General features: G+C 69.0%; 28 protein-coding genes. 17 read left to right on the top strand and 11 right to left on the bottom strand.

Annotated elements, in window-relative coordinates:
- Window positions 1-8: 8 nt before the first annotated feature.
- The 3 genes from O4N75_RS08105 to O4N75_RS08095 all read right to left on the bottom strand — a co-directional run bounded on the left by O4N75_RS08105 (window position 9) and on the right by O4N75_RS08095 (window position 1,721).
- Window positions 9-560 carry a hypothetical protein gene (locus O4N75_RS08105; RefSeq protein WP_269628847.1) on the bottom strand — a complete coding sequence of 184 codons (552 nt, stop codon included), beginning with the start codon at window positions 558-560 and terminating at the stop codon, window positions 9-11.
- The gene (locus O4N75_RS08100) at window positions 560-952 is read right to left on the bottom strand and encodes a hypothetical protein (protein ID WP_269628846.1); all 393 of its coding nucleotides are present in this window, start codon (window positions 950-952) and stop codon (window positions 560-562) included. Before O4N75_RS08100 ends, O4N75_RS08105 begins: the two co-directional genes overlap by 1 nt.
- Window positions 953-1,025: 73 nt before the next feature.
- Window positions 1,026-1,721, bottom strand: coding sequence for an HAD family hydrolase (locus tag O4N75_RS08095; protein ID WP_269628845.1), 696 nt, complete (start codon window positions 1,719-1,721; stop codon window positions 1,026-1,028).
- Between the two features lie 155 nt (window positions 1,722-1,876).
- On the opposite strand from O4N75_RS08095, the gene O4N75_RS08090 reads away from it, so the two are divergent.
- Window positions 1,877-2,989, top strand: a complete 1,113-nt coding sequence (locus tag O4N75_RS08090) for a response regulator (protein WP_269628844.1) — start codon at window positions 1,877-1,879, stop codon at window positions 2,987-2,989.
- A 165-nt stretch (window positions 2,990-3,154) separates the two neighbouring features.
- Window positions 3,155-4,327 (top strand): glutamine-hydrolyzing carbamoyl-phosphate synthase small subunit, encoded by a 1,173-nt coding sequence (gene carA, locus O4N75_RS08085; RefSeq protein WP_269628843.1) that lies wholly within the window; start codon window positions 3,155-3,157, stop codon window positions 4,325-4,327.
- Between the two features lie 63 nt (window positions 4,328-4,390).
- On the opposite strand, the gene O4N75_RS08080 is transcribed toward carA, so the two are convergent.
- The 3 genes from O4N75_RS08080 to O4N75_RS08070 form a co-directional block, all read right to left on the bottom strand.
- Entirely contained in the window at window positions 4,391-4,861 is a 471-nt protein-coding gene (locus O4N75_RS08080) for a YbjN domain-containing protein (RefSeq protein WP_269628842.1), read from the bottom strand.
- Window positions 4,862-5,022: 161 nt separating this feature from the next.
- On the bottom strand, window positions 5,023-5,748 hold the full coding sequence (locus O4N75_RS08075; protein WP_269628841.1) for an anti-sigma factor: 726 nt from the start codon (window positions 5,746-5,748) through the stop codon (window positions 5,023-5,025).
- Window positions 5,745-6,317 carry a sigma-70 family RNA polymerase sigma factor gene (locus O4N75_RS08070; RefSeq protein WP_269628840.1) on the bottom strand — a complete coding sequence of 191 codons (573 nt, stop codon included), beginning with the start codon at window positions 6,315-6,317 and terminating at the stop codon, window positions 5,745-5,747. Before O4N75_RS08070 ends, O4N75_RS08075 begins: the two co-directional genes overlap by 4 nt.
- 265 nt (window positions 6,318-6,582) lie before the next feature.
- On the opposite strand from O4N75_RS08070, the gene O4N75_RS08065 reads away from it, so the two are divergent.
- Both O4N75_RS08065 and carB read left to right on the top strand, forming a co-directional pair.
- A complete protein-coding gene (locus tag O4N75_RS08065) occupies window positions 6,583-6,789 on the top strand; it encodes a cold-shock protein (protein ID WP_183774102.1) in 207 nt (68 codons plus the stop codon).
- 237 nt (window positions 6,790-7,026) lie between these two features.
- Window positions 7,027-10,317 (top strand): carbamoyl-phosphate synthase large subunit, encoded by a 3,291-nt coding sequence (carB, locus tag O4N75_RS08060; RefSeq protein WP_269628839.1) that lies wholly within the window; start codon window positions 7,027-7,029, stop codon window positions 10,315-10,317.
- A 44-nt stretch (window positions 10,318-10,361) separates the two neighbouring features.
- On the opposite strand, the gene O4N75_RS08055 is transcribed toward carB, so the two are convergent.
- Window positions 10,362-10,757 carry a VOC family protein gene (locus tag O4N75_RS08055; RefSeq protein ID WP_269628838.1) on the bottom strand — a complete coding sequence of 132 codons (396 nt, stop codon included), beginning with the start codon at window positions 10,755-10,757 and terminating at the stop codon, window positions 10,362-10,364.
- 13 nt (window positions 10,758-10,770) lie between these two features.
- A complete protein-coding gene (locus tag O4N75_RS08050; RefSeq protein WP_269628837.1) occupies window positions 10,771-11,397 on the bottom strand; it encodes a sigma factor in 627 nt (208 codons plus the stop codon).
- A 263-nt stretch (window positions 11,398-11,660) separates the two neighbouring features.
- Between O4N75_RS08050 and O4N75_RS08045 the strand changes: the two genes are divergently transcribed.
- Window positions 11,661-11,825, top strand: coding sequence for a hypothetical protein (locus O4N75_RS08045; RefSeq protein WP_267233302.1), 165 nt, complete (start codon window positions 11,661-11,663; stop codon window positions 11,823-11,825).
- 32 nt (window positions 11,826-11,857) lie between these two features.
- Here the strand turns inward: O4N75_RS08045 and O4N75_RS08040 are convergent, their stop codons facing one another.
- Window positions 11,858-12,376, bottom strand: coding sequence for a GNAT family N-acetyltransferase (locus tag O4N75_RS08040; RefSeq protein ID WP_269628836.1), 519 nt, complete (start codon window positions 12,374-12,376; stop codon window positions 11,858-11,860).
- Window positions 12,377-12,478: 102 nt separating this feature from the next.
- Here O4N75_RS08040 and O4N75_RS08035 point away from each other — a divergent pair, with 102 nt between their 5' ends.
- The 8 genes from O4N75_RS08035 to O4N75_RS08000 all read left to right on the top strand — a co-directional run bounded on the left by O4N75_RS08035 (window position 12,479) and on the right by O4N75_RS08000 (window position 19,492).
- Window positions 12,479-13,276, top strand: a complete 798-nt coding sequence (locus O4N75_RS08035; protein ID WP_269628835.1) for a glucose 1-dehydrogenase — start codon at window positions 12,479-12,481, stop codon at window positions 13,274-13,276.
- Window positions 13,277-13,336: 60 nt separating this feature from the next.
- Window positions 13,337-13,837 (top strand): ATP-binding protein, encoded by a 501-nt coding sequence (locus tag O4N75_RS08030; RefSeq protein WP_269628834.1) that lies wholly within the window; start codon window positions 13,337-13,339, stop codon window positions 13,835-13,837.
- A gap of 172 nt (window positions 13,838-14,009) precedes the next feature.
- A complete protein-coding gene (gene greA / locus O4N75_RS08025; protein WP_269628833.1) occupies window positions 14,010-14,483 on the top strand; it encodes a transcription elongation factor GreA in 474 nt (157 codons plus the stop codon).
- An 11-nt stretch (window positions 14,484-14,494) separates the two neighbouring features.
- Window positions 14,495-15,490 (top strand): mitochondrial fission ELM1 family protein, encoded by a 996-nt coding sequence (locus O4N75_RS08020; protein ID WP_269628832.1) that lies wholly within the window; start codon window positions 14,495-14,497, stop codon window positions 15,488-15,490.
- Between the two features lie 3 nt (window positions 15,491-15,493).
- On the top strand, window positions 15,494-15,925 hold the full coding sequence (locus O4N75_RS08015) for a GNAT family N-acetyltransferase (protein ID WP_269628831.1): 432 nt from the start codon (window positions 15,494-15,496) through the stop codon (window positions 15,923-15,925).
- Window positions 15,926-15,973: 48 nt separating this feature from the next.
- Window positions 15,974-17,029, top strand: coding sequence for a UDP-2,4-diacetamido-2,4,6-trideoxy-beta-L-altropyranose hydrolase (gene pseG, locus O4N75_RS08010; protein ID WP_269628830.1), 1,056 nt, complete (start codon window positions 15,974-15,976; stop codon window positions 17,027-17,029).
- A 76-nt stretch (window positions 17,030-17,105) separates the two neighbouring features.
- The gene (trxB, locus tag O4N75_RS08005) at window positions 17,106-18,113 is read left to right on the top strand and encodes a thioredoxin-disulfide reductase (RefSeq protein ID WP_269628829.1); all 1,008 of its coding nucleotides are present in this window, start codon (window positions 17,106-17,108) and stop codon (window positions 18,111-18,113) included.
- 80 nt (window positions 18,114-18,193) lie between these two features.
- Window positions 18,194-19,492: a UDP-N-acetylglucosamine 1-carboxyvinyltransferase gene (locus tag O4N75_RS08000; RefSeq protein WP_269628828.1), complete on the top strand. Its 1,299-nt coding sequence runs from the start codon at window positions 18,194-18,196 to the stop codon at window positions 19,490-19,492.
- A gap of 130 nt (window positions 19,493-19,622) precedes the next feature.
- On the opposite strand, the gene O4N75_RS07995 is transcribed toward O4N75_RS08000, so the two are convergent.
- Window positions 19,623-20,132 (bottom strand): hypothetical protein, encoded by a 510-nt coding sequence (locus O4N75_RS07995; RefSeq protein ID WP_269628827.1) that lies wholly within the window; start codon window positions 20,130-20,132, stop codon window positions 19,623-19,625.
- A 145-nt stretch (window positions 20,133-20,277) separates the two neighbouring features.
- On the opposite strand from O4N75_RS07995, the gene O4N75_RS07990 reads away from it, so the two are divergent.
- From O4N75_RS07990 to O4N75_RS07975, 4 genes are read left to right on the top strand one after another with little or no spacing between them, the layout of a single operon-like run.
- On the top strand, window positions 20,278-22,011 hold the full coding sequence (locus O4N75_RS07990; protein ID WP_269628826.1) for an amidohydrolase family protein: 1,734 nt from the start codon (window positions 20,278-20,280) through the stop codon (window positions 22,009-22,011).
- A gap of 50 nt (window positions 22,012-22,061) precedes the next feature.
- Window positions 22,062-22,907, top strand: coding sequence for an AraC family transcriptional regulator (locus O4N75_RS07985; protein ID WP_269628825.1), 846 nt, complete (start codon window positions 22,062-22,064; stop codon window positions 22,905-22,907).
- 20 nt (window positions 22,908-22,927) lie between these two features.
- Window positions 22,928-23,425, top strand: coding sequence for an N-acetyltransferase (locus tag O4N75_RS07980; RefSeq protein WP_267233315.1), 498 nt, complete (start codon window positions 22,928-22,930; stop codon window positions 23,423-23,425).
- Window positions 23,426-23,478: 53 nt separating this feature from the next.
- Window positions 23,479-24,636 (top strand): Gfo/Idh/MocA family oxidoreductase, encoded by a 1,158-nt coding sequence (locus O4N75_RS07975; RefSeq protein WP_269628823.1) that lies wholly within the window; start codon window positions 23,479-23,481, stop codon window positions 24,634-24,636.
- Here O4N75_RS07975 and O4N75_RS07970 read toward each other — a convergent pair.
- On the bottom strand, window positions 24,612-25,391 hold the full coding sequence (locus O4N75_RS07970; RefSeq protein ID WP_269628821.1) for a PIG-L family deacetylase: 780 nt from the start codon (window positions 25,389-25,391) through the stop codon (window positions 24,612-24,614). The genes O4N75_RS07975 and O4N75_RS07970 overlap by 25 nt on opposite strands.
- Between the last annotated feature and the right edge of the window lie 8 nt (window positions 25,392-25,399).

Genomic DNA, 25,399 nt, shown 5'->3' with positions numbered 1-25,399 from the left:
ACGGGACCCTACGCCGCCAGCGTGGCGTGGGCCACCGGAGCGGCCTGGCCGCCCACGGTCACCTTTGAACAGCTCTTGCCGTAGCCGAGCGCGTATTTGAGCGTCGGGTACATGCGTGCGGTCGTCAGGGCGAGGCCCAGCGCCACCAGCCCCTGGTCGCCCCAGCGGCGGACGATTTCGTCCCGCAGCGGGTCGGCGACGGGCATGTCGCGGGCCAGGCTGGCGCGGGCGAAGCGCCAGGCCAGGGCCGCCTCCTCGCCCATCGCCGCCTCGTCGCCCGCCAGCAGGGCGCGCAGGATCTGCGGCGAGACGCCCCCGGCCGAAGCCATGTCGACGACGATCTGGGTGCAGGGTCCGCAGTCCTCGGCCAGGGTCCCGACCAGCTTGGCCGCCGCGATGGCCGAGGCGGGCGCGGCCTTGGCGTCGACCATCGAACCGACCAGCCCGAACCGCAACAGGCTGGCGGTATTGGCGGCCAGGACATGGCGCAGATAGCTGGCGTCATAGCCCCAGCGGCGTTCCATCTTGCCGATCTGGCGGGCGAGCAGGGCTTTCAGCATCAGGCGGCTCCTGTCCTGGCGGGGCGGTTGAAGACGGCGACGGCGGCGGCGATCAGCGCCGGGGCGAACACGCCCGGCAGGTCGCGGATCAGATCGGCGATCGGATCGGCCGAACAGCTGGCGTCGAACACGTGGACGGCGGCGTGCAGCACCAGGAAGGCGGCGCCGGCGACCAGCGCCGGCCAGCCCTGGACCGGCCTCATGGCGAACCAGGCCAAGCCGCCGGCGACGACCAGATAGGTCGCCCCGATGTCACGGACGAAATGGGGATTGTAGGGGCCGGTGGCGATGACGCCCGGCACGGCGTTGTACCACCAGAAGGACGCAAACAGCATGGCCAGGGCGTTGAGGCCCAGCAGCAGCGCCAAGGCGCCGACGAGAATGCGCGACATGTGATTTCTCCGAACCATCGCCCCTAAGGACGGCCCGGCGTCGCCGGCTGTGACGCCGGCGACGAAAAAATCGTCAGTCCAGCCCGTCGATCCAGGCCGGCAGGTCGCGGATGCTGGCCAGTTCGGCGAAGCGCGCATGCCCCTCCGGCGCGTCGGCCATCTCGTGCGCCCAGACCAGCGGATAGGGCACATAGGCGCCGTAGGCCCCGGCCTCGATCGCCGGCAGGATGTCAGAGCGCATGGAGTTGCCGCACATCACCGCCTGCTCGGCGCCGGTGCCGTGGCGGGCGAAGACGCGGCTATAGGTCGAGGCGTCCTTCTCGCTGACGATCTCGACGGCCGCGAACAGGTCGCCGAGGCCCGAGGCGGCCAGCTTCTGCTCCTGGTGCAGCAGGTCGCCCTTGGTGATCAGCACCAGCCGGTAACGCTTGGAAAGCTCAGCCAGGGTGTCGTCGACCCCGGGCAACGGCTCGACCGGCTCGCTCAGCATCTCGCGGCCGACCGCCAGGATCTCGCGGATCACGTGGCCGGGCGCCTCGCCGCCGGTCATCTCCATGGCCGTCTCGATCATCGACAGGGTGAAGCCCTTCACCCCGTAGCCATAGAGCCGCAGATTGCGCTTCTCGACCTCGGCCAGCCGCGTCTCCAGCGTCGCCTTGTCGGCGACGTCGGACAACAGCTCGCTGAACCGGTCATGGGTCAGCCGGAAAATCGTCTCGTTGTGCCAGAGGGTGTCATCGGCATCGAGGCCGACCGTGGTAATGCTCATGGCCGCCGAAATAGACGCTCGCGCGCGAAAAGCGAACCCCGGCGCCCAAAGCTTGGGCTTAACGCGCGATCCTCGCTCCCACGCGCCTCCGTGAGCATGGCGACAGGACGATCGGCGCTTCATGGGCGTCTTGGAGCGAGTCGTCGGGGAGCGAGATGCCGAAGGTCAGACTTCGGGAACGGATCGCCCGCCTGCTGGGCGGGCGGGCGCTGGCCGCCGCCAACGCGCAGGCCGTCATCGCCGGCCAGCGCCTGCGCGAGGCGCTCGACCTGCTGCCCGAAGGCATCGTCTTCCTCGACGCTGACGGGCGCTACCTGCTCTGGAACAAGCGCTACGCCGAAATCTACCATCGCTCAGCCGACCTGTTCTCGTCGCAGGTCACCCTGGCCGACACCCTGCGCACGGGCGTCGCCCGCGGCGACTATCCCGACGCCGTCGGTCGCGAAGAGGAATGGCTGGCTGCGCGCCTGGCCAAGCTGAAGAACCCCACCGGCGAGCGTCACGAACAGCGTCTCGCCGACGGCCGCTGGCTGATGATCGAGGAACGGCGCACCGCCGACGGCGGGGTGATCGGCCTGCGGGTCGACATCACGGAGATGAAGCGCCAGGCCGCGGCGCTGGAGGACGCGCTGCACCGCGCCGAGGTCGCCAGCCGCGCCAAGACCGAGTTCGTCGCCGACATGAGCCACGAGTTGCGCACGCCGCTGAACGGCGTCCTGGGCCTGATCGCGGCGCTCGAACGCACGTCGCTCACCGCCGAGCAGCACGGCCTGATCGCCGACATCCGGGGCTCGGCGCGCCAGCTCGACCGGCTTGTCGGCGGCCTGCTGGACTACGGCGACGCCGCGCATGAGACCGACGCCGCCCAGGCCCCGATCCAGGACGGCGAGGCCCCTGCCCTGCGGATCCTGGCCGCCGACGACAACCCGACCAATCGCAAGGTGCTCGAGCTGATGCTGGGTGCGGCCGGCGCGGAGGTGACCAGCGTCGAGAACGGCGAGCAGGCGGTCGAGGCCTGGCGGCGCGGCGGCTTCGACCTGGTGCTGATGGACCTGCGGATGCCGGTGATGGACGGCCTGACCGCGATCCGCGCGATCCGCAAGGCCGAGGGCCACGGCCTGCCCCGCGCGCCGATCATCGTGATCAGCGCCAACACCTCGCCGGATGATCTGAGGTCCTCGACCGAAGCCGGCGCCGACCGGCACATCGGCAAGCCGGTGCGCGCCGACGCCCTGTTCGAGGCGATCTCCGGCGTGCTGACCGGCTGACCTCGAGGCGAAACCCGACGGAAGGCCGGCGCGCCGCATTGACCCGCCCGGCGCGAGTCAGTAGGTACGCGGCCGTTTGCCGAAACATGCGGACAGTTGAAGAACGGGCGGGGTTCTCCCTGGCCCGTCTTTTTGCGAGCATGCCCCCTCTAATGGAGACGCCAGATGACTGTTGAACTGCTCCCGGGTGTCACGGGCGTTCTGGTTCTCGCCAATGGAACCGTATTGCAGGGCGTCGGCGTCGGCGCGACCGGCGACGCGGTCGGCGAGGTCTGCTTCAACACCGCCATGACCGGCTATCAGGAGATCCTGACGGACCCCTCCTACATGTCGCAGATCGTCGCCTTCACCTTCCCGCACATGGGCAATGTCGGGGTGAACGTCGAAGACATCGAGCAGATGTCCGGCTCAGCCGAAACCGCGGCGCGCGGCGCGATCTTCCGCGACGTGCCCACCGCGCCAGCCAACTGGCGCGCCGACGGCGACCTCGACACCTGGATGAAGCGCCGCGGCGTCATCGGCTTGGCCGGCGTCGACACCCGCGCCCTGACCCGCTCGATCCGCGAGAACGGCATGCCGCACGGCGTCATCGCCCATGATCCGGACGGCAAGTTCGACATTCCCGCCCTGGTCGAAAAGGCCAAGGCCTGGGCCGGCCTCGAAGGTGCGGACCTGGCCAAGGACGCCTCCTGCCTGCAGCCGTTCGTCTATGACGAGGGCCTGTGGAACTGGCCCGTGGGCTACGCCAAGCCCGTGCCGGAGGCCAAGTACGAGGTCGTGGTCCTGGACTACGGCGTGAAGCGCAACATCCTGCGCGCCCTGACCTCGATCGGCGCCCGGGTCACCGTCGTGCCGGCCAAGACCACCGCCGAGGAGGTCCTGGCCCGTAAGCCGGACGGCGTGCTGCTGTCGAACGGTCCAGGCGACCCGGCCGCGACCGGCGAATACGCCGTTCCGGAGATCAAGAAGCTGGTCGAGAGCGGCGTGCCGGTGTTCGGCATCTGCCTGGGCCACCAGATGATGGCCCGCGCCCTGGGCGCCAAGACCGTCAAGATGGAACAGGGCCACCACGGCGCGAACCACCCGGTGAAGGACGTGACGACCGGCAAGGTCGAGATCGTCTCGATGAACCACGGCTTCACCGTGGACCGCGACAGCCTGCCCGAGCCGGTGGTCGAGACCCACGTCTCGCTGTTCGACGGCACCAACGCCGGCATCGCCCTGAAGGACCGCCCGGTGTTCAGCGTCCAGCACCACCCGGAAGCGTCCCCCGGCCCGACGGACTCGCTCTACCTGTTCGAGCGCTTCGCCGGCTACATGGACGCCGCGAAGAAATAGGCCCCGGCGAAACGCCGCCGAAATAGACGAAAGGCCGGCGCTCAGGCGCCGGCCTTTCTCGTTCTACCACCCGATGTGTTCCTTGATGTCGGGCAGGAAGCTCAGCCAGACGCTGAAGTCGTCGTCGAGCGACGCGCGCGTGCCGCCCGGGCTGACATTGATGTCGTAGGTGAACCAGGGATCGCCCTCGTCGTCGATGTAGCAGTCGACATAGCGCTTGGCCGAGTTCCACTCGTTCGCCTTCTCGGCGTTCAGCTTGGTCTTCACGTTGAAGGCCGCAACCATCTGCATCGAGGCGCAGCGGCCGGCGTCGCAGTCGTTGGGATAGACCTCGAAGCTGACGCCCTCCGCGGAGCTGGAGACGTAGCCTTCGCCGTCGTCCTTCTTCAGCTCGGCCTTGTAGCCGCTCTCCAGCAGCCAGGCCTGGATCTCCTTCACCGTCATGCCGTCCTTGTGCAGTTCGGGGGCCGCCGACGCTGCGCCGGCCGACAGCAGCAGGGCCGCGGCGCTCGCCGCAAGCAGACTCATTCTCATGGACTAGAAACCTCTCAACTGGACGGCGAACATAGGGCGCTTCGCCCGCGCCGCACCAGCGCCGCTAGAGCATTTTTCACCGCAGGGCTTCCTGGTTTGGCGAAGAAAATGTCCCAATTTCGACGAGTCCTGAGCAAGATCCGATCCAATCGGATCTTGTTCTAGAGCCGCGTGAGCTTGCCGACGGCCGCCATCGGCCCGGACGGCCCGTCCCGGCGCGAACCGCCGCGCGGTTCGACCGTGACGGCCAGGGAAACCCCCTCCTTGGTCATCTCCGCCATCGGCTCGGACATCGGCATAGCCTTGGAGGCGCCGGGGTCGATGAGCCCCAGCGAGCGCGGCCTTCCGTCGGCGGGGATCAGCCACAGCTCGTGGCTGTGGCCGGGATCGGCCCCCGGCGGGACCAGCGAGGCCACCATGATCGCCTTCCGCTCCGGATCGTAGGCGGCCAGGAACATCGGCTGGCCGCCGCCGCTCATCAGCCGGGCGTTCATCATCGGTCCCATCGGCGGCCGCGGCTGGGTGACCAGCTCGGGCGGGCGGGCGGCCAGGAACGCCACCGCCGCCAGGCTGGCCGCCGTGACCGCCATCGAGCCGAGCGTCGCCGCGCGCCAGAACCGCAGCCGCCGGCGCACGCCGGCGGCGTTGTCGTTGACCGCCAGCCGCCGCTCGATCCGCGGCCACAGGCCGGCGGGCGGCGCTGCCGGCGCCGTCTCCGAAGCCAGCGGCGCCAGTCGCGCGCGCCAAGCCAGCACCTGCGCCGCGAAGGCCGGGTCTCGCGCCATCCGCTGCTCGGCGGCCGCACGCTCCTGCGCGGTCAGCACGCCAAGCGCATGTTCGGCCGCCAGGGCTTCGTCGTCCGGCAGTTCGGGGCCGAGGTCGCTCATCGCTCCAAACAACCCCTCAACTTCAGCAGGCCGCGCCGAATCCAGCTCTTCACCGTGCCCAGCGGCGCGTCCAGTCGGCTGGCCAGGGCCTCATAGGTCAGCCCCTCGAAGAAGGCGGTGCGGATCGCACCCCGGGTCCTGGGGTCCAGTTCGTCGAGACAGCGGGCCAGCGCCTGGCCGTCCTGGGCCGCCTCCAGCAGCGCCTCGGCCCGCGGAGCCCCGTCCTCAAGCTGCAGGTCCTCCACCGGCTCGGCGTAGGCGAGCGGGCCCCGCGCCCGCAGCCGGTCGATGGCGCGGTTGCGGGCGATGGTCGAGATCCACGCCATGACGCTGGCCCGCTCGGCCTCGTAGCGGTCGGCCCGTCGCCAGATGGTGAGATAGACCTCCTGCAGCACGTCTTCGCTCTCGTCCTTGTCGGAGAGGATACGCAGGCAGACGCCGAAAAGCTTCGCGGAGGTGGCGTCATAGAGCCGGCGCATCGCCGTGCGATCGCCCGCCGCGATCTGCAGCATCAGCTCGGCCAAGGGGTCAGGCGTGGCGATTGCGGCGGTCCCTACCGTGAAGACCACCGAAGCTGCCGCACTTCGCGCCGGCAGGAAAGGGCCGGGATCGCTTGCTGGGGTTCGCTTCACGAGGCAGAGCGCCGTTCCATGGAGCGCCTTGCGAGGGGCTTTGAAGCGCGCTAGGCTCAGTCCGTCAAACTCGTATGGTTCGGCTGATTTTCGACGCTCCACATTCCTGGCGCACCGAACCTGCTCCCCGACCCTCCCGAAATTTGATGCGTGACTCAAAAGGCTTGGGTTGCGGAACGACTTACCCAAGGACGACACTTCTATGGCTACCGGCACTGTTAAATGGTTCAACGGAACCAAGGGCTATGGCTTCATCCAACCCGACGATGGCGGCGCGGACATCTTCGTTCACATCTCGGCCGTTGAACGCGCCGGACTCCGCAGCCTGAACGAAGGCCAAAAGATCACCTACGAACTCGAGCAGGACCGTCGCAGCGGCAAGATGGCCGCCGGCAACCTGCAAGTCTAAGCGGTTCCGCAAACGGCCCCTGGGCCCTTGCATCGAAACGGCTGCGGGCCGGCGGAAACGCCGGCCCGTTTTCGTATGCGTCGTCCGTGACGGGCCGGAAGCGGCCGCCTGCGGCGAGATTGCCGCCATCGCCGCTTGCGCGCGGGCGACTCCCCCTCTAAACGGCCCCCTTAACCTGCAGATTGACCGGGACCGGGCGCGCTTGAAGAGTGCGACCGCCCATGCGCGCGAGTGGACATGCCGAAACGCACTGACATCTCCTCGATCCTCATCATCGGCGCCGGGCCGATCGTGATCGGACAGGCCTGTGAGTTCGACTACTCCGGCGTCCAGGCCTGTAAAGCCCTGCGCGCTGAGGGCTACCGTATCGTGCTGGTCAATTCGAACCCGGCCACGATCATGACCGACCCGGACGTGGCCGACGCCACGTACATCGAGCCGATCACCCCGGAGATGGTCGAGAAGATCATCGCCAAGGAGCGCCCCGACGCGCTGCTGCCGACCATGGGCGGCCAGACCGCGCTGAACACCGCCCTGGCGCTCGAGGAGCGCGGCGTGCTGGCCAAGTACGGGGTCGAGATGATCGGCGCCAAGGCCGAGGTCATCGACAAGGCCGAGGATCGCCAGAAGTTCCGCGACGCCATGGACAAGCTGGGCCTCGAGAGCCCGAAGTCCAAGGCCGCCCACTCGATGGACGAGGCCATGGAAGGCCTGGAGTTCGTCGGCCTGCCGGCGATCATCCGCCCGTCCTTCACCCTGGCCGGCACCGGCGGCGGCATCGCCTACAATGTCGAGGAATTCAAAGAGATCGTCGAACGCGGTCTCGACCTGTCCCCCACCACCGAGGTCCTCATCGAGGAAAGCGTGTTGGGCTGGAAGGAGTACGAGATGGAGGTCGTCCGCGACAAGGCGGACAACTGCATCATCGTCTGCTCGATCGAGAACATCGATCCGATGGGCGTGCACACCGGCGACTCGATCACCGTCGCCCCGGCCCTGACCCTGACCGACAAGGAATACCAGCGCATGCGGGCGGCCTCGATCGCCGTGCTGCGCGAGATCGGCGTCGAGACCGGCGGCTCCAACGTCCAGTTCGCGGTGAACCCGGCTGACGGCCGCATGGTCGTCATCGAAATGAACCCGCGGGTGTCGCGCTCCTCGGCCCTGGCCTCGAAGGCCACCGGCTTCCCGATCGCCAAGGTCGCCGCGCGTCTGGCCGTCGGCTACACGCTCGACGAGCTTATGAACGACATCACCGGCGCGACGCCGGCCTCGTTCGAGCCCAGCATCGACTACGTCGTCACCAAGATTCCGCGCTTCGCCTTCGAGAAGTATCCGGGCTCGGAACCGACCCTGACCACCGCCATGAAGTCGGTCGGCGAAGTCATGGCCATCGGCCGCACCTTCGCCGAGAGCCTGCAGAAGGCCCTGCGCGGCCTTGAGACCGGCCTCACCGGCCTGGACGAGGTCGAGATCGAAGGCGCCCACGACGCCGAGACCGGCCGCGCCGCGGTGATCCGCGCGCTGGGCCAGCCGACCCCCGACCGCCTGCTGGTCATCGCCCAGGCGTTCCGCCACGGCCTGAGCGTAGAGGAGGTTAACGCCGCCTGCTCGTACGAGCCGTGGTTCCTGCGCCAGCTTCAGGCCCTGATCGCGGTCGAGACCCAGATCCGCGACCGCGGCCTGCCGGCCACCGCCGCCGAGTTCCGCGCCGTGAAGGCCCAGGGGTTCTCCGACGCGCGCCTGGCCAAGCTGACCCACACCACCGAGGCCGAGGTCCGCGAACAGCGCCGCGCCCATGGCGTGCGCCCGGTGTTCAAGCGCATCGACAGCTGCGCCGGCGAGTTCCGCGCCGCCACGCCGTACATGTACTCGACCTACGAGACCGGCGTGCTCGGCCAGATCCCCGAGTGCGAGAGCGAGCCGAGCGACCGCAAGAAGGCGATCATCCTCGGCGGCGGTCCGAACCGGATCGGCCAGGGTATCGAGTTCGACTACTGCTGCTGCCACGCGGCCTTCGCCCTCGACGACATCGGGGTGGAGTCGATCATGGTCAACTGCAACCCCGAGACCGTCTCGACCGACTACGACACCTCAGACCGCCTGTACTTCGAACCGCTGACGGCCGAAGACGTGCTGGAGCTGATCGCCGTCGAGCAGGCCCGCGGCGAGCTGCTGGGCGTCATCGTCCAGTTCGGCGGCCAGACCCCGCTGAAGCTGGCCAAGCCGCTGGAAGACGCCGGCATCCCGATCCTGGGCACCTCGCCGGACGCCATCGACCTGGCCGAGGACCGCGAGCGCTTCCAGCAGTTGCTGCACAAGCTGAAGATCGCCCAGCCGGTCAACGCCATCGCCCGCTCGCGCGAAGAGGCCTTCGAGGGCGCGCACAAGGTAGGCTACCCGATCGTCATCCGCCCCTCCTACGTGCTGGGCGGCCGGGCGATGGAGATCATCCGCGACGACGAGCAGCTTGAGCGCTACGTCAACACCGCCGTGCAGGTGTCCGGCGACAGCCCGGTGCTGATCGACCAGTACCTGAGCCGCGCCACCGAGGTGGACGTCGACGCCCTGTGCGACGACGCAGGCCAAGTGTTCGTCGCCGGGGTGATGGAGCACATCGAGGAAGCCGGCGTGCACTCGGGCGACAGCGCCTGCTCGCTGCCGCCGTTCTCGCTGAAGCCGGAGACCATCGCCGAGCTGAAGCGCCAGACCGAGGCCATGGCCCGCGCCCTGGAAGTCCGCGGCCTGATGAACGTGCAGTTCGCCATCGAGGAGCCGCACTCCGACAATCCGCGCATCTACGTGCTGGAAGTGAACCCGCGCGCCAGCCGCACGGTGCCGTTCGTCGCCAAGACCATCGGCCAGCCGCTGGCCTCGATCGCCGCCAAGCTGATGGCCGGCGAAAAGCTCGCCAGCTTCGACCTCACCGAAAAGCCCTACGACCACATCGCGGTGAAGGAGGCGGTGTTCCCGTTCGCCCGCTTCGCCGGCGTCGACACGGTGCTGGGCCCGGAAATGCGTTCCACCGGCGAGGTCATGGGCCTGGACTGGATCCGCCCGGGCGAGACCAACGGCGCGGCCTTCGCCCGCGCCTTCGCCAAGAGCCAGCTCGGCGGCGGCGTGAAGCTGCCCAAGACCGGCAGCGTCTTCGTCTCGGTCAAGGACAGCGACAAGCCGTGGATCGTCGAGCCGGTGAAGCTGCTGCTCGCCCAGGGCTTCAAGATCCTCGCGACCGCCGGCACCGGCGACTACCTGGCCGAACAGGGCCTTGAGGTCGAGCAGGTGAAGAAGGTGCTGGAAGGCCGCCCGCACATCGTCGACGCGATGAAGAACGGCGAGGTCCAGCTGGTGTTCAACACCACCGAGGGCAAGCAATCGCTGGCCGACAGCTTCGAAATCCGCCGCACCGCGCTGATGATGAAGACCCCGTACTTCACCACGGCCGCCGGCGCCCTGGCCGCGGCCCAGGCCATCGTGGCCACCGTCGAGGACACCCTCGACGTGCGTCCGTTGCAAAGCTACGCCTGACAGACCGGCCGCGAGAGGCGAAGAACGCCTCTCGCGGCCGAACTCTACGCAGAGACCATCGCCCGCGGAGCCTCCTCGGACTGGTACATGGAAATCATGTGCCCATCCGGGTCGGAAATCTCCGCCGACCATCCGCCTGGCGCATGACTGACCGGCGTTACGATCGTCGCCCCCTTTTCGGCGAGCGCGGCGACGACGGTGTCGATGCCGCCTTCAGCCAGATCGAAGACGATGATCGGCGAGTTGCCCGGCCGGCACTCCGCCTTGAAGAAGATCAGCTCAACGCCGCCCACGGTGTTGGCCTGAAGCCAGTCGTTCCCGGCGCCGTCGTCCCCCATGTTGGTGACGTCGAGCCCGAGTACGTCACGGTAGAATTTTTCGGTTCGCGCTATATCGGTGACATAGAAGCAGACGGTCCCAATCCGCACTTTGCCGAACATGTGTCTCTCCCTTTCAGATGTTGGACGCCCCTAGTTGCCGCGCAACGTCGATTTGTGAGGACACGACGAACAGATGCCCGTCTGGGTCGTGCGTTCCGAATTCGGTCGCGACCAGGCGAACCACGCCGATCAGGGCTCGGCGCAGAAGGCCGAACGGCAGATCCCCCAGCAAGGCCCGGCCCCCGATCGCGCCGCGCAGGCCCAATTGCAGGCAGCGCCGCTTCAACTCGCTGATCCGCTGGCGCAGGGCGACGTCCGACAGATTCAGCAACCAGGCGATCTCCGGCTTCGTATGACCGGTCACGACGAGCAGGGCCGTCGTCCGCAGACCGGGCGGTAGCGTCGCGATGAAGTCGGCCGGATCGGTGGCGCTGGCCCCCGCCTCCGCCTCCGCTGCGGCGTCGAGTGCGTAGTCGGCTTCACGTCGACGTCGGCGAGCGGCGGAACGGGCTTCGTGCAGGGCCCGGTTGCGCAACACCCCGCCAAGCCAGCGCCGGTTCTCGCTCGCGCTCATATCGCCACGCCCGGCCTCGACCGCGCAAAGCAGCGCGGCCTGAAGCAGGTCCTCGGCTTCGCCGGCGCGACGCGTTCGCCCCTGGGCGCCGCGCAGAAGTCTCAGATAGGTCTTGCGATCCATCATCTGTCCCGACCTCAGACCTCTATCTAAGCGCGAAGACGCTGCATGCGAGCGCCTCGCAAGCGCAAGCTTGTGAAACACTTACGCGCATTTGCTGATTGACCGACGTTATTCCGGGGCGCAACCTCAGAGCGTCGCCATGCTTTTGCAGGCGCGTAGTGGGCGCGTTCCGGCGGCCCCTGATGACCAGCCGGTCGGCCCGCATGGGCGCCTGTCGCAGTCTGGCGAGGACGTGTCCTCTGTCTCAGTGTGCGAAGGGAAACGCCATGCAATCCGGACACCACGAAGGTGAGGTCCACCATCACAAGAACAAGCACCTGCTGGAGCGCTTCGAGGGGTACACAGACCTTATCGTTGTGGGTCTGATCATCGCTCTCGGCGCGGCCATGCTGATTGGCCTGCTCACCGCCAACGGCAAGGTCACCTGGTAGGACGCCAACCCTAAACGCGAGTACGGCGCCGGTCAGAGCGCTCTAGCCAGGACCAGGTCGTCGTACTCGTTGGCGCCCACGCGGAACTTGCGCACGCCCGCCTCGACATAGCCTTGGCGCGCGTAGAAGGCGATTGCGCGCGCGTTGCCGCCGAACACGCCCAGCAGCATGCGGGTGAAGCCCGCATGCGCTGCGCTGTCCAGCGCCGTCGCCATAAGCCGACCGCCCAGCCCCGTGCCGTGGAAGCGGTTGAGCAGGTAGATCCGCTTCAGCTCCACATCGCCCTCCCCGGTCGCCACCGGCAGGTCGGGCGGCGTCAGCGCCGCATAGCCGACCGGCGCCCCGCCCTCCTCCATCTCTGCCAGCCACAGCCGATAGCCGGGCTTGCCCAGCCATTGCGCGTAGAGCGTCTCGGCGTGCTGGGTGCGGCAGTGGGCGATGATGTCGCCGGCCGGCAGCGCGCCGGCGTAGGTCTCCAGGAACGTCGCCTGCCCGACCAGGGCCAGGGCCGCCTCGTCGCCGGATACGCAGGGACGAATGCTGATCGACATACCGTAACTCCGAATCTTTCACTGGGTCGGGAGGCTGGCCTCAATCGCCAAGCTAGGCTAGGCGTAAGAAAACTGAACAACGATCACTTAGGGAGTCGAAGCATGGCCGGTCGGGTCGAGGGTAAGGTCGCGCTGGTCACCGGCGGGGCGAGCGGGATCGGGCGCGGCTGCGCCGAACGGCTGGCTCAGGAAGGCGCCGTGGTGGTCGTCACCGACCTTCAGGACGACAAGGGCGCCCAGACCGTCGCCGCCATCGAGGCGATGGGCGGCAAGGCCAGCTACCTGCACCACGACGTCACCTCCGAGCAGGCCTGGATCGACGCGGTGGCGTCGGTGAAGGCCAAGCACGGCCGGCTCGACATCCTGGTCAACAATGCCGGTATCGGCATCGGCGGCTCGGTGCTGACCATGACCCTCGCCGACTTCCAGAAGCAGACCGCGGTCAATCTCGACGGCGTTTTCCTCGGCGTGAAGCACTCGATCCCGCTGATGCGCGAGAACGGCGGCGGCTCGATCATCAACATGTCCTCGGTCGCCGGCCTCAAGGGCTCGGCCATCCTGGCCGGCTACTGCGCCACCAAGGGCGGGGTGCGCCTGTTCACCAAGGCCGTGGCCATGGAATGCGCGGCGGCCAAGGACGGCGTGCGCGTGAATTCGGTTCACCCCGGCATCATCGAGACCCCGATCTGGGACACCATCGTCGGGACCGGCGAGGTCGGCGACAACGCCCGTCCGCCTCGCGGCGCGGCGCTGGACGCCATGAGCGCCGAAGGCGTGCCGCTCGGCGTGAAGGGCTATCCGGAAGACATCGCCAACGGCGTGCTGTGGCTGGCCTCGGACGAGAGCCGCTACGTCACCGGCGCCGAACTGGTCATCGACGGCGGCCTCTCGGTGAAATAGTCGCGGCGGCCCCGACCGTTCGGCATTTCCGCCCCGGCGGAAATGTTCTACGGGCGGGGCATGACCGCCATGCTTCACGTCGTCTATGGCCCTTCGGGGGCCGGAAAGTCCACCTACGCCAAGGAACTGGCCCGGCGCGAACCGGCGGTCCACTTCGCCATCGACGACTGGATGGCGCGGCTGTTCGCGGCCGACATGCCCGAGCCGATCGAATATCACTGGATGATGGAGCGGGTCGAACGCTGCGAAGCCCAGATCTGGTCCACCGCTGCTGGCGTCATCGCCGCCGGAACCTCGGTGGTGCTTGACCTCGGCCTGCTGCGGCGCTCCGACCGCGCCCGCGTGGCCGAGATCGCCCAGGCCGTGGAATTGCCGATACAGTTCCACTTCGTGACCGCCCCAGAAGAGGTGCGCCGCGCGCGCGTGCTCGAGCGCAACGAGGTCCGCGGCGAGACCTTCGCCATCGGGGTGACGCCAGAGATGTTCGACTTCATCGAAGGAGTGTTCGAGGCGCCCGACGCCAGCGAGCTGCAAGGCGCAATCGTCTCCGAAAGCACCTGACTCCGTAGCGTCCCGCACGCTTCTCAACAGCTTTCGAACCCAGTTCCAGGGGCCGCCTGCCCGCGCACCCTTGAGTTTTTCTGCTGCGACATCTAATCTCTAGCCCCCCGGACGCCTGCGCCCGCGGCCGGCAACGAACTCCCAAAAGGGCGAATCCGAGTCCTCATCCACGATGGAAAAAGTCCCGATGACCGCCGAGGGCTGGCAAGCTCTCGACGATGAACTGAAGCGTTTGAAGACTATCGAGCGTCCCGCTGTGATCGCTGCGATCGCTGAAGCACGCTCGCATGGCGACCTCTCCGAGAACGCCGAGTACCATGCCGCCAAGGAGCGCCAGGGCTGGATCGAAGGCCAGATCGCCGAGATCGAGGACAAGATGGCCCGCGCTCAGGTCATCGACGTATCCAAGCTCTCCGGCACTCAGGTGAAGTTCGGCGCCACCGTCTCGGTGGTCGACGAGGACACCGAGGAAGAGGCCCGCTACCAGATCGTCGGCGAACATGAGGCCGACGTGAAACAGGGCAAGATCTCCATCGTCTCGCCCCTGGCCCGCGCCATGATCGGCAAGGAAACCGGCGACGTCGTCGAGGTGAACACCCCCGGCGGCGGCAAGGCCTACGAGATCCTCAAGGTCGAGTGGATCTAGGCCCTCCCGGCTTGTCAGCTCAAAACCCGCCGCCCACCGCGCCGCTCGTCATCTGGGCGGTGTCCGACGGGCGCGCGGGCATCGAGGCCCAAGTCGTCGGTCTGGCCAATGCGATCGCGCGCAAGCGCCCCGCCCAGGTCGTCGTCAAGCAGATCGGCTGGAAGAGCTGGATCGGCCGCCTACCGTGGTGGCTGACGCCTTTTCCGCGCCGGCTGCTGACCCCGCAGAGCGACATCGCCCCCCCCTGGCCCGACCTCTGGATCGCCGCCGGCCGCGCGACCCTGCCGCTGTCGATCCGCATGAGACGCTGGTCGGGCCGCCGGACCTATGTCGTCCAGGTCCAGGACCCGCGCATGCCGACCCGGCTGTTCGATCTGGTCATTCCGCCCCGGCATGACCGGCTGGAGGGCGACAACGTCTTTCCGATCACCGGCTCGCCCGGTCGCGTGAACGCCGAGCGCATGGCCGTCGACCTGCAGCGCTTTCAGGCACAGCTGGACGCTCTGCCCCGCCCGCGCGTGGCGGTGATCATCGGCGGCAAGTCCAAGGCCCATGACATCTCGCCCGAGCGCGCCGCCGCCATGGCCCGCGAGATCGAGCTGCCGGTCGTTCAGGAAGGCGGCTCGGTGATGGTCAGCTTCACCCGCCGCACCCCCGAGCCGGCCAAGAACCTCCTCGAGGCCCGCCTCAGACACCTGCCCGGCGTCATCTGGGACGGCGAAGGCGACAATCCCTACTTCGCCTACCTGGCGGCGGCCGACTACATCCTGGTCACCGAGGACTCGACCAACCTGGCCACCGACGCCGCCTCGACCGGCAAGCCGGTGTTCGTGATGAAGATGGACGGCGAGAGCCTGAAGTTCCGGCTGTTCCACGAGGACCTGGAGCGCCTGGGCGCGGCCCGACCGTTCGGCGGCGCCTTCCACCGCTGGACCTACGAGCCGCTGGCCGAGACCGAGCGCGCGGCCGACGAGGTGCTGCGCCGCTTGGACGCCCGCAAGGCCTGAACCATGGCCGTCGCGATCCGCCTGGCCGGAGCCGACGACGCCGCCATCGCCCTGGCGATCGATCCGGCCGCCGCGACCAGCGCCCACCGCGCCGACTGGTTGCGCCGCGCCTTCGCCGGGGAGCAAGGCCGCGGGGCGCAGATGGCCTATCTCGACGGCCGACCTGCCGGGTTCGCCGTGATGGGCCGGTTCTTCAGCAACCCCTTCCTGGACCTGATCGTCACCGATCCGCGGTTCCGGCGCCGCGGGGTGGCCAGCGCGCTGCTGGACGAGATCGAGCGGAAGCACGCCGCCGAGAAGCTGTTCGTCTCGACCAATGTCTCCAACGCGATCATGCGCGCCCTTCTGCTCGCGCGCGGCTACCTGCCGGCCGGGCAGGTCGACCACCTGGATCCCGGCGATCCCGAGCTGTTCTTCGTGCGCCTGCCGCGCTGAGCTCCGCCCCTTTCCAAGCCGCAGCTTTCGGCGTCCCATGGTTGCAAGATGATTCTGCGACCACGCATCCTCTTCATCGCCAACGCCGGCCCGGCGGTCGGCGGCGGGCATGTGATGCGCTCACTCAGCCTGGCCAGGGCGCTGGGCGAGCACGGCGCGGAGTGCGTGTTCCTGGCCCCGCCGGTCGTCGCCGGCATCCTCGACGCCTTCGCACCAGACATGAGCCGTGAGGCGGTGGCCTCGGTCGCCGCCGCGGACCTGCCCGCCGCAGTCGCCGGCCTGGCCTTCGACGCCGTGGTGTTCGACCACTACGGCTTGGGCCGCGCCGATCACCAGTTCATCGCCCAAGGCCGCCCGACCCTGGTCATCGACGACCTCGCCGACCGGCCGCTGGCCGCCGACGTGGTGCTCGATTCCGGCCCGGCCCGCACAGAGGAAGACTACGCCGACCTCGCTGGCGGCGCGCGCCTTCTGCTCGGTCCGCGCTATGCGCCGCTGCGGCCGGAGTTCGCCGCCCTGCGCGAGGCCGCGATCGCTCGCCGCGGCGGGCCTGTGCAGCGGGTGCTGGTCGCCCTGGGCCTCACCGACGTCGGCGGCGTCACCTCGCGGGTGCTCGACCGCTTGCGCCAGCGCAACGGCCACCTCGCCTTCGACGTGGTGCTCGGCTCCGAGGCGCCCAGCCTGCCCGGCCTCACCCGCGTCGCCGCTCACGATCCGCGCGTCATGCTGCACATCGACGCCCAGGACATGGCTCGCCTGACGCTGGAGGCCGACGTCGCCTTCGGGGCCGGCGGATCGACCACCTGGGAGCGCTGCACCCTGGGCCTGCCTTCCGTGCTGCTGGTGCTGGCCGAGAACCAGCGCCCGGCCGCCCGCGCCCTGGCCGACCGTGACGCGGCCCTGGTGGTCGACGCCGCTGATCCGGATTTCGCCGCCGCGTTCGACCGGGCCGCCGTACGGCTGCTCAACGACACCGCCACCCGCACGCGCCTGACCGCCGCCAGCCTGGAGCTCTGCGACGGCCGGGGCGCCGAGCGCGCCGCCGAAGCTCTGCTGGAAGTGATCTCCGCCCCGCGGCTGGCCGCCCGCGATCCCGGCGTCTGAGGCCGCGCAGCCGTGCGCTGACCGACCGCGCCCGGCGCCTGTCGCAACGGCTCAGAATCTCCCCTACATAGACGCCATGTCGCAGAATGCTCCTCGCACCACCCGCTGCCTCGTCCTGGGCTCCGGCCCGGCCGGCTACACCGCCGCCATCTACGCCGCGCGCGCCCTGCTCAAACCGGTGCTGATCGCCGGCATCCAGCCCGGCGGCCAGCTGACGATCACGACCGACGTCGAGAACTATCCGGGCTTCGCCGACGTCATCCAGGGCCCGTGGCTGATGGAGCAGATGCAGGCCCAGGCGGCCCATGTCGGCACCGAGATCATCAACGACATCGTCGTCAAGGCCGACCTCAGCCAACGCCCGTTCCGCCTGGAATGCGACTCCGGCGAGGTCTGGCTGGCCGAGACCCTGATCATCGCCACCGGCGCCCAGGCCAAGTGGCTGGGCCTGGAGACCGAGCAGAAGTTCCAGGGGTTCGGCGTCTCGGCCTGCGCCACCTGCGACGGCTTCTTCTATCGCGGCAAGGAGGTCGTGGTGGTCGGCGGCGGCAACACCGCCGTCGAGGAAGCGCTGTTCCTGACCAACTTCGCCTCCAAGGTCACCGTCGTGCACCGCCGCGACGAGTTCCGCGCCGAGAAGATCCTGCAGGAGCGCCTGTTCGCCCACCCGAAGATCGAGGTGATCTGGAACGTCGCCATCGACGAGGTGGTCGGCACTTCCGAGCCGCTCGGCGTCACCGGCGTCAAGCTGAAGGACGTGAACACCGGCGACGTCCGCGAAATCCCCGCCGACGGCGTCTTCATCGCCATCGGCCACGCCCCGGCTTCCGAACTCTTCAAGGGCCAACTGGAGATGGACGGCTCGGGCTATCTGAAGGTCGTCCCCGGCAGCGCCGCGACCGCGATCAAGGGCGTCTACGCCGCGGGCGACGTCACCGACGACGTCTACCGCCAGGCCGTCACCGCCGCCGGCATGGGCTGCATGGCGGCGCTGGAAGCGGTAAGACTGCTGGCCGAAGAGGATCACGAGAAGGCCAAGCACCCGATCAGCCATAACGAGGCCCAGCGCATCGGCGCCTGGTGACATTCTGACAGCGCCCACGAGTTCAACTTAGCGGGCGGCCGCCGGCCGCCCCATCCCGAAAGACGAGGCCACGCGCCGCCATGACGAACCTGATCGTGCGAGGCGGCCGCGCCTTGCGTGGAACCATTACGCCGTCCGCCAACAAGAACGCCGTCCTGCCGGTGCTCTGCGCCACCCTGCTCAGCGACGAGCCGATCATCCTGCACCGGGTGCCGGACATCACCGACGTCCGCAAGCTGCTGGATTTCTTCGGAAAGCTCGGCTCGTCGGTCGAGATGGACTACGCCACCGGCACGCTGCGGCTGCACCACGGCCGCGACCTGGACCCGAAGTCGGCGCACCTGCCGCTGGGCATGCGTTCGTCGATCATGCTGATCCCGGCCCTGCTGCACCGCTTCGGCCGCGCCAGCCTGGAAGAGGACGTCACCGGCTGCACCCTCGGCTCGCGTGAGATCGACCCGCACATCGAGGTGTTCCGCGCCTTCGGGGCCGAGGTCACCAGCGAACCCGGCGCGACGGTGATCAACGCCGACAAGGGCTTCACCGCCACCCAGCACTGGCTCGACTACGCCTCGGTGACCACCACCGAGAACTTCGTGCTCTGCGCGGCTACCGCCAAGGGCCTCTCGCGCCTGACCAACGCCGCCTGCGAGCCGCACGTCCAGGAGTTCTGCGAGTTCCTGGCCGGCATGGGCGCGCGCATCCAGGGCGTCGGCGGCTCGCGCCTGACCGTCTCGGGCGTAGACAGCCTGGGCGGGGTCGAGTTCACCTTCGCCGACGACTTCCACGAGGTCGCCACCTTTCTGGCCATGGGCGCGATCACCGGCGGCGAGATCGCCGTCCAGAACGGCTCGGTCGAACAGTTCCCGCTGCTGGACCGCACCTTCGCCAAGTTCGGCGTCGAGGTGACCCACGAGAACGGCTTCAGCCGCGCCCGCGTCGACGGCAAGCTGAAGGTGCGCGAGCCCTTCACGTCGAACATCCTGACCAAGGTCGAGGCCGCGCCCTGGCCCTATGTCCCGGCCGACCTGCTGCCGATCTTCGTCGCGCTCGGCGTGCGCGCCGAAGGCCAGGTGATGTTCTGGAACAAGGTCTATGACGGCGCGCTCGGCTGGCACTCGGAGCTCGGCAAGTTCGGCGCCCACGCCCTGCTCTGCGACCCGCACCGCCTGATCACCTGGGGCGGCAAGCCGCTGACCCCGGCGACGGTCGAGAGCCCCTACATCATCCGCGTCGCCATCGCCCTCTTCATGCTGGCCGCCAGCATCGAGGGCGAGAGCACCATCCTCAACGCCTCGCCGATCCAGCGCGCCCACCCGAAGTTCGTCGAGAACCTCAACGCCCTCGGCGCCGACGTCAGCTGGGTCGCCGGCGACTGACGCAACCTAATTCCTCCCCTGGGGGAGGTGGCGCGCGCAGCGCAACGGAGGGGGCTCGCTGACTCAGCAATCCCCCTCAGCCGGCCATTCGGCCGACAGCTCCCCCGTAGGGGGAGCAATTCGCGGCAATTCAGTTATCCCGCTTGGCTTGGGCGTTCTTGGTCGCCTGCGAGACGCTGCCGACCTTGGCCGGGGCGACCTTGGAGGCGGTCTTCTGGTTCGCGACCGGGTTCATCCCGGCGCTGGCGGTCTTGCCTGGGGCCGGACGCGACGATGCGCCGGCCGCCCGGCGCATCGCCAGGGCCTTCTTCGCGGCCTCGACATGCGCGGCCCGCGCCTCTTCGACCTCCATCCGGTGCGCCTGCTTGTTCACCCGCCGCAGGGCGCTGGCGAACACCTGCTTGCGCTCCTGCAGATGCTCAGCCGTGCCGCCGCCGCGCGGCTCGCCCTTGCCGCGGACCTCGCGGACCTTCTGCCGGGCCAGGGTGCGCTCCTTATCGCGCATCGCCCGCAGACGCTTGCGCGTCTCGGCCAGATCCTTGGCGTCGAGCTGGGCGATGGCCGGATGGTGCGAGGCCCGGATCAGTTCGCCTTCGTCGTGGTTGAGCAGGCTGAGTTCGCGGCGGTTGTTGATGGACATGTCGCCCCTCTCGAGTTGCGCTGGTCTTGTGGAACGCGCCCGGAGGACGTGGGTTCAGCAGACCGTCCCACAGCGCCCGCCGCGCCCTCTTGAATGACGTTGCGTCACCGTACCTAGCCTTCCAAAAATTTCCTGGGAGGAAGCCATGTACGATCTGGTCATTCGGCGTGGTCTGGTGGTCGACGGTACGGGTTCTCCGCCCCGTCAGGCCAATGTCGCGGTGTCCGGCGGCGTCATCGACAAGGTCGGCGCTGTTCCAGAGAAGGGCCGCCGCGAGATCGACGCAGACGGGCTGTTGGTCACTCCGGGCTGGGTCGACATCCACACTCACTACGACGGCCAGGTGACCTGGGATCCCTACCTCAGCCCCTCCTGCTGGCACGGGGTCACCACGGTGGTCATGGGCAACTGCGGCGTCGGCTTCGCCCCCGCCCGGCCCGACCGCCACGAGTGGCTGATCGGCATCATGGAGGCGGTCGAGGACATCCCCGGCGCAGCCCTGGCCGAGGGCATGAAATGGGATTGGGAGACCTTCCCCGAATATCTCGACAGCCTCGAGCGCAAGCCGCGCGTCCTCGACGTCGCCGCCCAGGCCCCGCACAGCGCCATCCGCGCCTATGTCATGGACGAACGCGGCGCGCGTAACGAGGTGGCCACCCCCGAGGACATCGCCGAGATGGCCCGCATCACCCGCGAGGCGGTCCAGGCCGGCGCGGTCGGCTTCTCGACCTCGCGCACGGCCCTGCACCGGACCAAGGACGGTGAGGTCATCCCCGGCACCTTCGCCGGCGCCGACGAGATGATCGGCATCGGCCGCGCCCTCGGCGAGGCCGGCCATGGCGTGTTCGAGCTGGCCTCCGACATGACCATCCCCGAGGACGAATTCGCCTGGATGGCTGCGTTCGCCAAGGAGACCGGCCTGCCGGTCAACTACAGCCTGCTGCAGTCGCCGTTCCAGCCCAACAAGTGGCGCGACATGCTGGCCCTGACCGCCAAGGCCCAGGCCGAGGGCGCCAACATCAAGGCCGGCATCGCCTGTCGCCCCACCGGCATGGTGCTGGGCTGGCAGTCGACGGTGCACCCGTTCATCCGCAAGACCGCCTATCGGGCGATCGCCGCCCTGCCCTTCGCAGAGCGGCTGGAGCGCCTGCGCGATCCGACGGTCCGCGAGGCGATCATCACCGAGGTGACGCCCCAGGCTCCGGCCATGGGCGCGCTGCTGCAGGACTTCGGCAACATGTTCCGCCTGGAGCGCGAGGGCCGGCTCGACTACGAGCCGCGCGCCGAGGATTCCGTCGCCGCCGAGGCCGCCCGCCAGGGCGTCACGCCCGAGGCCGCCGTCTACGACATGCTCATGGAGAACGACGGCGCCGGGTACATCTACCTGCCCCTGCTGAACTACGCCGAGCACAGCTTCGACCACATCGTCGAGATGATGCACGACCCCAACACCGTGCTCAGCCTGTCGGACGGCGGCGCGCACTGCGGGGTGATCTGCGACGCCAGCTTCCCGACCTACATGCTGACCTACTGGGTGCGGGACCGCTCGCGCGGCCAGCGCCTGCCGCTGGAAAAGGTGGTCTCCATGCAGACCCGCGAGACGGCCCAGTTCTACGGGCTGAACGACCGCGGGGTCATCGCGCCGGGAATGAAGGCCGACCTCAACGTCATCGACTTCGACGCGCTGCAGATCCACGCGCCGGAGATGGTTTTCGACCTGCCGGCCGACGGCCGCCGGCTCGTCCAGCGGGCCAGCGGCTATCGCGCCACGGTCGTCGACGGGGTGATCACCTTCGAGCACGGAGAGGCCACCGGCGAAATGCCCGGCAAGCTGATCCGCGGCCCGCAGGCCGCGCCCACGGCCCTGGCCGCGGAGTAGGCCTCGATAGTCCGCAATCGCGATCAACCGCGGCGCGGTATGGTCTCTTCATGCAGAGAGCCAACACCAGCCTCGACTACGGACGCCGCCTGCAACGGGTGGCGGACCACATCGCGGCCAATCTGGACGCGCCGCTTGACTTGGCCCGGCTGGCGCAGATCGCCTGCTACTCGCCCCATCATTTCCACCGCGTCTACCGGGCCGCGATGGGCGAAACGGCGGCCGAGACTCTGACGCGCCTGCGTCTCGCCCGGGCCGCAACCGACCTGGCGCGCACCGCATTTCCAGTCGCCGACGTCCGCCGCCGCGCCGGCTACGGGTCTGACGCCGCCTTCAGTCGCGCGTTCTCCGCCGCCTACGGCCAGCCGCCCGACGCTTTCCGCAAGTCGCACCGCCTGAATCTGGCCGCCCGCATGTCTCAAGGAGCCCGCATCATGACCATTGAGGTCAGGGACCTCCCGCCCCTGCGCATCGCCGCCATCGAGCACGCCGGGCCCTACGCCGAGATCGGCCGCAGTTTCCAGCGCCTCGCCGCCTGGGCCGGACCTCGCGGCATGCTCGGTTCGACGTCGTATGGCGTGGCGGTCTACCCCGAGGGGGATCACTGCAACGCCCCGCCCCCCGGCCGGCACGTCCTCGTCGGCCTGACCGTCGGCCCGGCCATCGCCGGGAGCGATGGAGTCGCGATCCACGACATCCCCGGCGGCAAGCACGCCGTCGCCCTGCACAAGGGCCCCTACGCCGAGTTGCCCCGCACCTACGACGCCTTGTTCGCCTGGCTCACGGCCAGCGGCGAGGAGCCCGCCGACGCCCCGCTGTTCGAGGTCAACCTGAACAATCCTAGCAATACGCCGCCAGCCGAGTTGCTTACTGAAATCTGCCTTCCCCTGAAGTGAAAGCGGCCTAGTCTGGCGGCATGATCCGCCACGCCCGCCCCGCCGACCACGCCGCCATCCGCGAGATCGTCGCCGCCGCCTTCGGGCAAGCCGACGAGGCCGACCTCGTCGAGCGGCTGCGCGCCGCCGACGACGTGATGTTCGAACTGGTCGAGGAGGAGAACGGCGAGGTCGTCGGCCACATCCTCTACAGCCGGCTGTGGGCCGACAGCGTGAACCTCTACGCCGCGCTCGCACCGCTCGCCGTGCGCCCGGACCGCCAGCGCGACGGCGTCGGCAAGCGCCTGACCGCCGCCTCGATCGAGACCGCCAAGGACTTCGGCGCCCACGCGGTCATCGTGCTGGGCCATCCCGAGTACTATCCGAAGTTCGGCTTCAGCGCTCAGGCCGCCGCCCAGGTGAAGTCGCCCTACTCCGGCAGTCCGGCCTTCATGGCCCTGGCGCTTGAGGACGGGGCGCTCGACGGTCCCCTGCTGGTCGCCTACCCGGACGCCTTCGGCGGCGGCGAAGGCCACTAGCCGGCCGCCGCGTCCGCGCTAAGCTCGCGCCGTCAGCTTTCTGGAAGGCGGCCATGAAAACCTACCGTATCGGCGTCATCGGACTGGGCCAGCGCATCGCTCATGTGCTGGCGGCGATGCAGGAGGTCGGCTGGAGCCTGCAGGTCGTCGCGCACGCCGATCCGGCCCCAGTCGGCGCGCCGATCCTGGCGGCCGCCGGCATCGATCCCGGCCCGGCACTCCCCGACGCCGCCGCGCTGCTCGCCCAGGGCCCCTACGACCTGGTGATGATCGGCTCGCCCAACCACCTGCACTTCGAGCACCTCAACCTGGCCCTCGACGCCGGCTGGCCGATCTTCGCCGAGAAGCCGATCGTGCGGACCCAGTCCGAGACCCTGGCCCTGGCCCATCGACTGGCCGCCGGCGGCGGTCCGCCGCTCTATATCGGCCTCGTCATGCGCTCGATGTCGATCGTGCGTGAGACGATCGCGCGGGTCGACGGCGGCCAGCTCGGCCAGGTGATCTCCATCGACGCCACCGAGCACCTGCCGCCCGAGCACGGCGGCTATCTGGCCCGCAACTGGCGGCGCAAGCAGGCCTATGGCGGATCGTACCTGCTCGACAAGGTCTGCCACGACTTCGATATCTTCGGCCGCCTGACCCGCTCGCGGCCGGCCAAGGTCGCCAGCTTCGGCGGCCGCGACATCTTCACCCCCGACCGCGCCGGCCACTACGCCTACAGCGACGGCCAGCTCGCCTACGCCCTGCGCGACGCCGGCTGGGCCAGCGCCAACGACGCCTTCCACTCCGACATGGACGTCACCGACCACCAGAACGCCCTGGTGCAGTACGAGAACGGCGTGCGGCTGTCGTTCCACGCCAACAGCCACGTCGCCCTGCCCGAGCGCCGCTGGTACGTGGCCGGGACCGAGGGCACGCTGATCGCCGATCTGGTGCGCAACAAGCTGATGGTCCGCCGCGCCATGGACCGCGGCAAGCCCGAGCGCATCGACTACGGCGGACGCACCGAGGACAGCCACAACGGTGCCGACCAGGCCATGGCCCGCGATCTGCTGGCGACCCTGGAAGGGCGTCAGGACTTCCCGGTGACGCCGTTCGAGTCGATGGAGGCCGGCCTCACGGTCATGGCCATCGACGAGGCGATGCAGACCGGCGAGATGCTCGACTGCGGCCCGATGTGGGCGCGCTACGACGCCGCGCGCGGAGCCTGAGGCGGCGGCGCCAGCAGGCTCGCGCCCAGCATCTCCTGCAGCAGCGGGGTCTTTGGATAGGGGTGGTGCCGATACTGGCGGAAGCCCTCGGCCAGCTCGGCCCCGAAATCGCGGGCGCGGCGGCGGGTCCACCTCTCCATCGAGGCCAGGTGGTCGGGAATGTCGTGCTGGCGCGCCACCCAGGCGTCCTGGCTGACATGGCAGGCCAGCATCGCGCGCTTGGTCTCGAACACGGCGGCGACGTCGGCGCCGAAGTCGGGATCCGTCCAGACGCCCTCGCGGTCGCGCCCGCCGATCGGGTCCATGAAGTAGAGGTGCGGAATGGCCGCCAACGGCGCCGCCTCGCCGGTCGCATAGTTCGGCACCGAGGCGGCGAAGCACGCATCGCGCACCAGCTGGCTCACGGCCTCGTGGTCGGGATGGTAGTCGGCCGGCGAGGCCGTGATCACCACCTCGGCCTGGGCCCAGCGGATCAGCTCGGTCACCCGGCGACGGGTCGGGTCGTCGTTGAAGACGCCGAGATCGGGAACCCCGCCGCAGCGGTACTCCGCGCCGATCAGGGCGGCGGCCCGCGCCGCCTCGGCCTGACGAATGGCCGAGGTCTCATGCGGCGCGGTGACCGTCGAGCCGAGATCCCCGCCAGTGACGGTGGCGATGCGAACCTGATGCCCCGCCGCGGCCAGCACGGCGAGCGTGCCGGCGCAGAGGGTTTCGATATCGTCGGGATGCGCGTGGATCGCGAGAACGGCGGTCATGACCGCCA

This window comes from Phenylobacterium sp. NIBR 498073 (assembly GCF_027286305.1).
GTDB lineage: Bacteria > Pseudomonadota > Alphaproteobacteria > Caulobacterales > Caulobacteraceae > Phenylobacterium.
Note: the sequence above shows the minus strand (reverse complement) of the source record. Positions and strands in the feature narration are given on the sequence as shown.

What these genes read in the sequence shown, in the direction of transcription:
- carA (WP_269628843.1), top strand. Translation starts at nt 3,155, where the DNA reads ATGACTGTTGAACTGCTCCCGGGTGTCACGGGCGTTCTGGTTCTCGCC.
- O4N75_RS08050 (WP_269628837.1), bottom strand. Translation starts at nt 11,397, where the DNA reads ATGATGGATCGCAAGACCTATCTGAGACTTCTGCGCGGCGCCCAGGGG.
- O4N75_RS08080 (WP_269628842.1), bottom strand. Translation starts at nt 4,861, where the DNA reads ATGAGAATGAGTCTGCTTGCGGCGAGCGCCGCGGCCCTGCTGCTGTCG.
- O4N75_RS08015 (WP_269628831.1), top strand. Translation starts at nt 15,494, where the DNA reads ATGGCCGTCGCGATCCGCCTGGCCGGAGCCGACGACGCCGCCATCGCC.
- O4N75_RS07970 (WP_269628821.1), bottom strand. Translation starts at nt 25,391, where the DNA reads ATGACCGCCGTTCTCGCGATCCACGCGCATCCCGACGATATCGAAACC.
- O4N75_RS08075 (WP_269628841.1), bottom strand. Translation starts at nt 5,748, where the DNA reads ATGAGCGACCTCGGCCCCGAACTGCCGGACGACGAAGCCCTGGCGGCC.
- O4N75_RS08090 (WP_269628844.1), top strand. Translation starts at nt 1,877, where the DNA reads ATGCCGAAGGTCAGACTTCGGGAACGGATCGCCCGCCTGCTGGGCGGG.
- O4N75_RS07990 (WP_269628826.1), top strand. Translation starts at nt 20,278, where the DNA reads ATGTACGATCTGGTCATTCGGCGTGGTCTGGTGGTCGACGGTACGGGT.
- trxB (WP_269628829.1), top strand. Translation starts at nt 17,106, where the DNA reads ATGTCGCAGAATGCTCCTCGCACCACCCGCTGCCTCGTCCTGGGCTCC.
- O4N75_RS08100 (WP_269628846.1), bottom strand. Translation starts at nt 952, where the DNA reads ATGTCGCGCATTCTCGTCGGCGCCTTGGCGCTGCTGCTGGGCCTCAAC.
- O4N75_RS08040 (WP_269628836.1), bottom strand. Translation starts at nt 12,376, where the DNA reads ATGTCGATCAGCATTCGTCCCTGCGTATCCGGCGACGAGGCGGCCCTG.
- greA (WP_269628833.1), top strand. Translation starts at nt 14,010, where the DNA reads ATGGAAAAAGTCCCGATGACCGCCGAGGGCTGGCAAGCTCTCGACGAT.
- carB (WP_269628839.1), top strand. Translation starts at nt 7,027, where the DNA reads ATGCCGAAACGCACTGACATCTCCTCGATCCTCATCATCGGCGCCGGG.
- O4N75_RS07975 (WP_269628823.1), top strand. Translation starts at nt 23,479, where the DNA reads ATGAAAACCTACCGTATCGGCGTCATCGGACTGGGCCAGCGCATCGCT.
- O4N75_RS07985 (WP_269628825.1), top strand. Translation starts at nt 22,062, where the DNA reads ATGCAGAGAGCCAACACCAGCCTCGACTACGGACGCCGCCTGCAACGG.
- O4N75_RS08000 (WP_269628828.1), top strand. Translation starts at nt 18,194, where the DNA reads ATGACGAACCTGATCGTGCGAGGCGGCCGCGCCTTGCGTGGAACCATT.
- O4N75_RS07995 (WP_269628827.1), bottom strand. Translation starts at nt 20,132, where the DNA reads ATGTCCATCAACAACCGCCGCGAACTCAGCCTGCTCAACCACGACGAA.
- O4N75_RS08045 (WP_267233302.1), top strand. Translation starts at nt 11,661, where the DNA reads ATGCAATCCGGACACCACGAAGGTGAGGTCCACCATCACAAGAACAAG.
- O4N75_RS07980 (WP_267233315.1), top strand. Translation starts at nt 22,928, where the DNA reads ATGATCCGCCACGCCCGCCCCGCCGACCACGCCGCCATCCGCGAGATC.
- O4N75_RS08105 (WP_269628847.1), bottom strand. Translation starts at nt 560, where the DNA reads ATGCTGAAAGCCCTGCTCGCCCGCCAGATCGGCAAGATGGAACGCCGC.
- pseG (WP_269628830.1), top strand. Translation starts at nt 15,974, where the DNA reads ATGATTCTGCGACCACGCATCCTCTTCATCGCCAACGCCGGCCCGGCG.
- O4N75_RS08055 (WP_269628838.1), bottom strand. Translation starts at nt 10,757, where the DNA reads ATGTTCGGCAAAGTGCGGATTGGGACCGTCTGCTTCTATGTCACCGAT.
- O4N75_RS08065 (WP_183774102.1), top strand. Translation starts at nt 6,583, where the DNA reads ATGGCTACCGGCACTGTTAAATGGTTCAACGGAACCAAGGGCTATGGC.
- O4N75_RS08095 (WP_269628845.1), bottom strand. Translation starts at nt 1,721, where the DNA reads ATGAGCATTACCACGGTCGGCCTCGATGCCGATGACACCCTCTGGCAC.
- O4N75_RS08035 (WP_269628835.1), top strand. Translation starts at nt 12,479, where the DNA reads ATGGCCGGTCGGGTCGAGGGTAAGGTCGCGCTGGTCACCGGCGGGGCG.
- O4N75_RS08030 (WP_269628834.1), top strand. Translation starts at nt 13,337, where the DNA reads ATGACCGCCATGCTTCACGTCGTCTATGGCCCTTCGGGGGCCGGAAAG.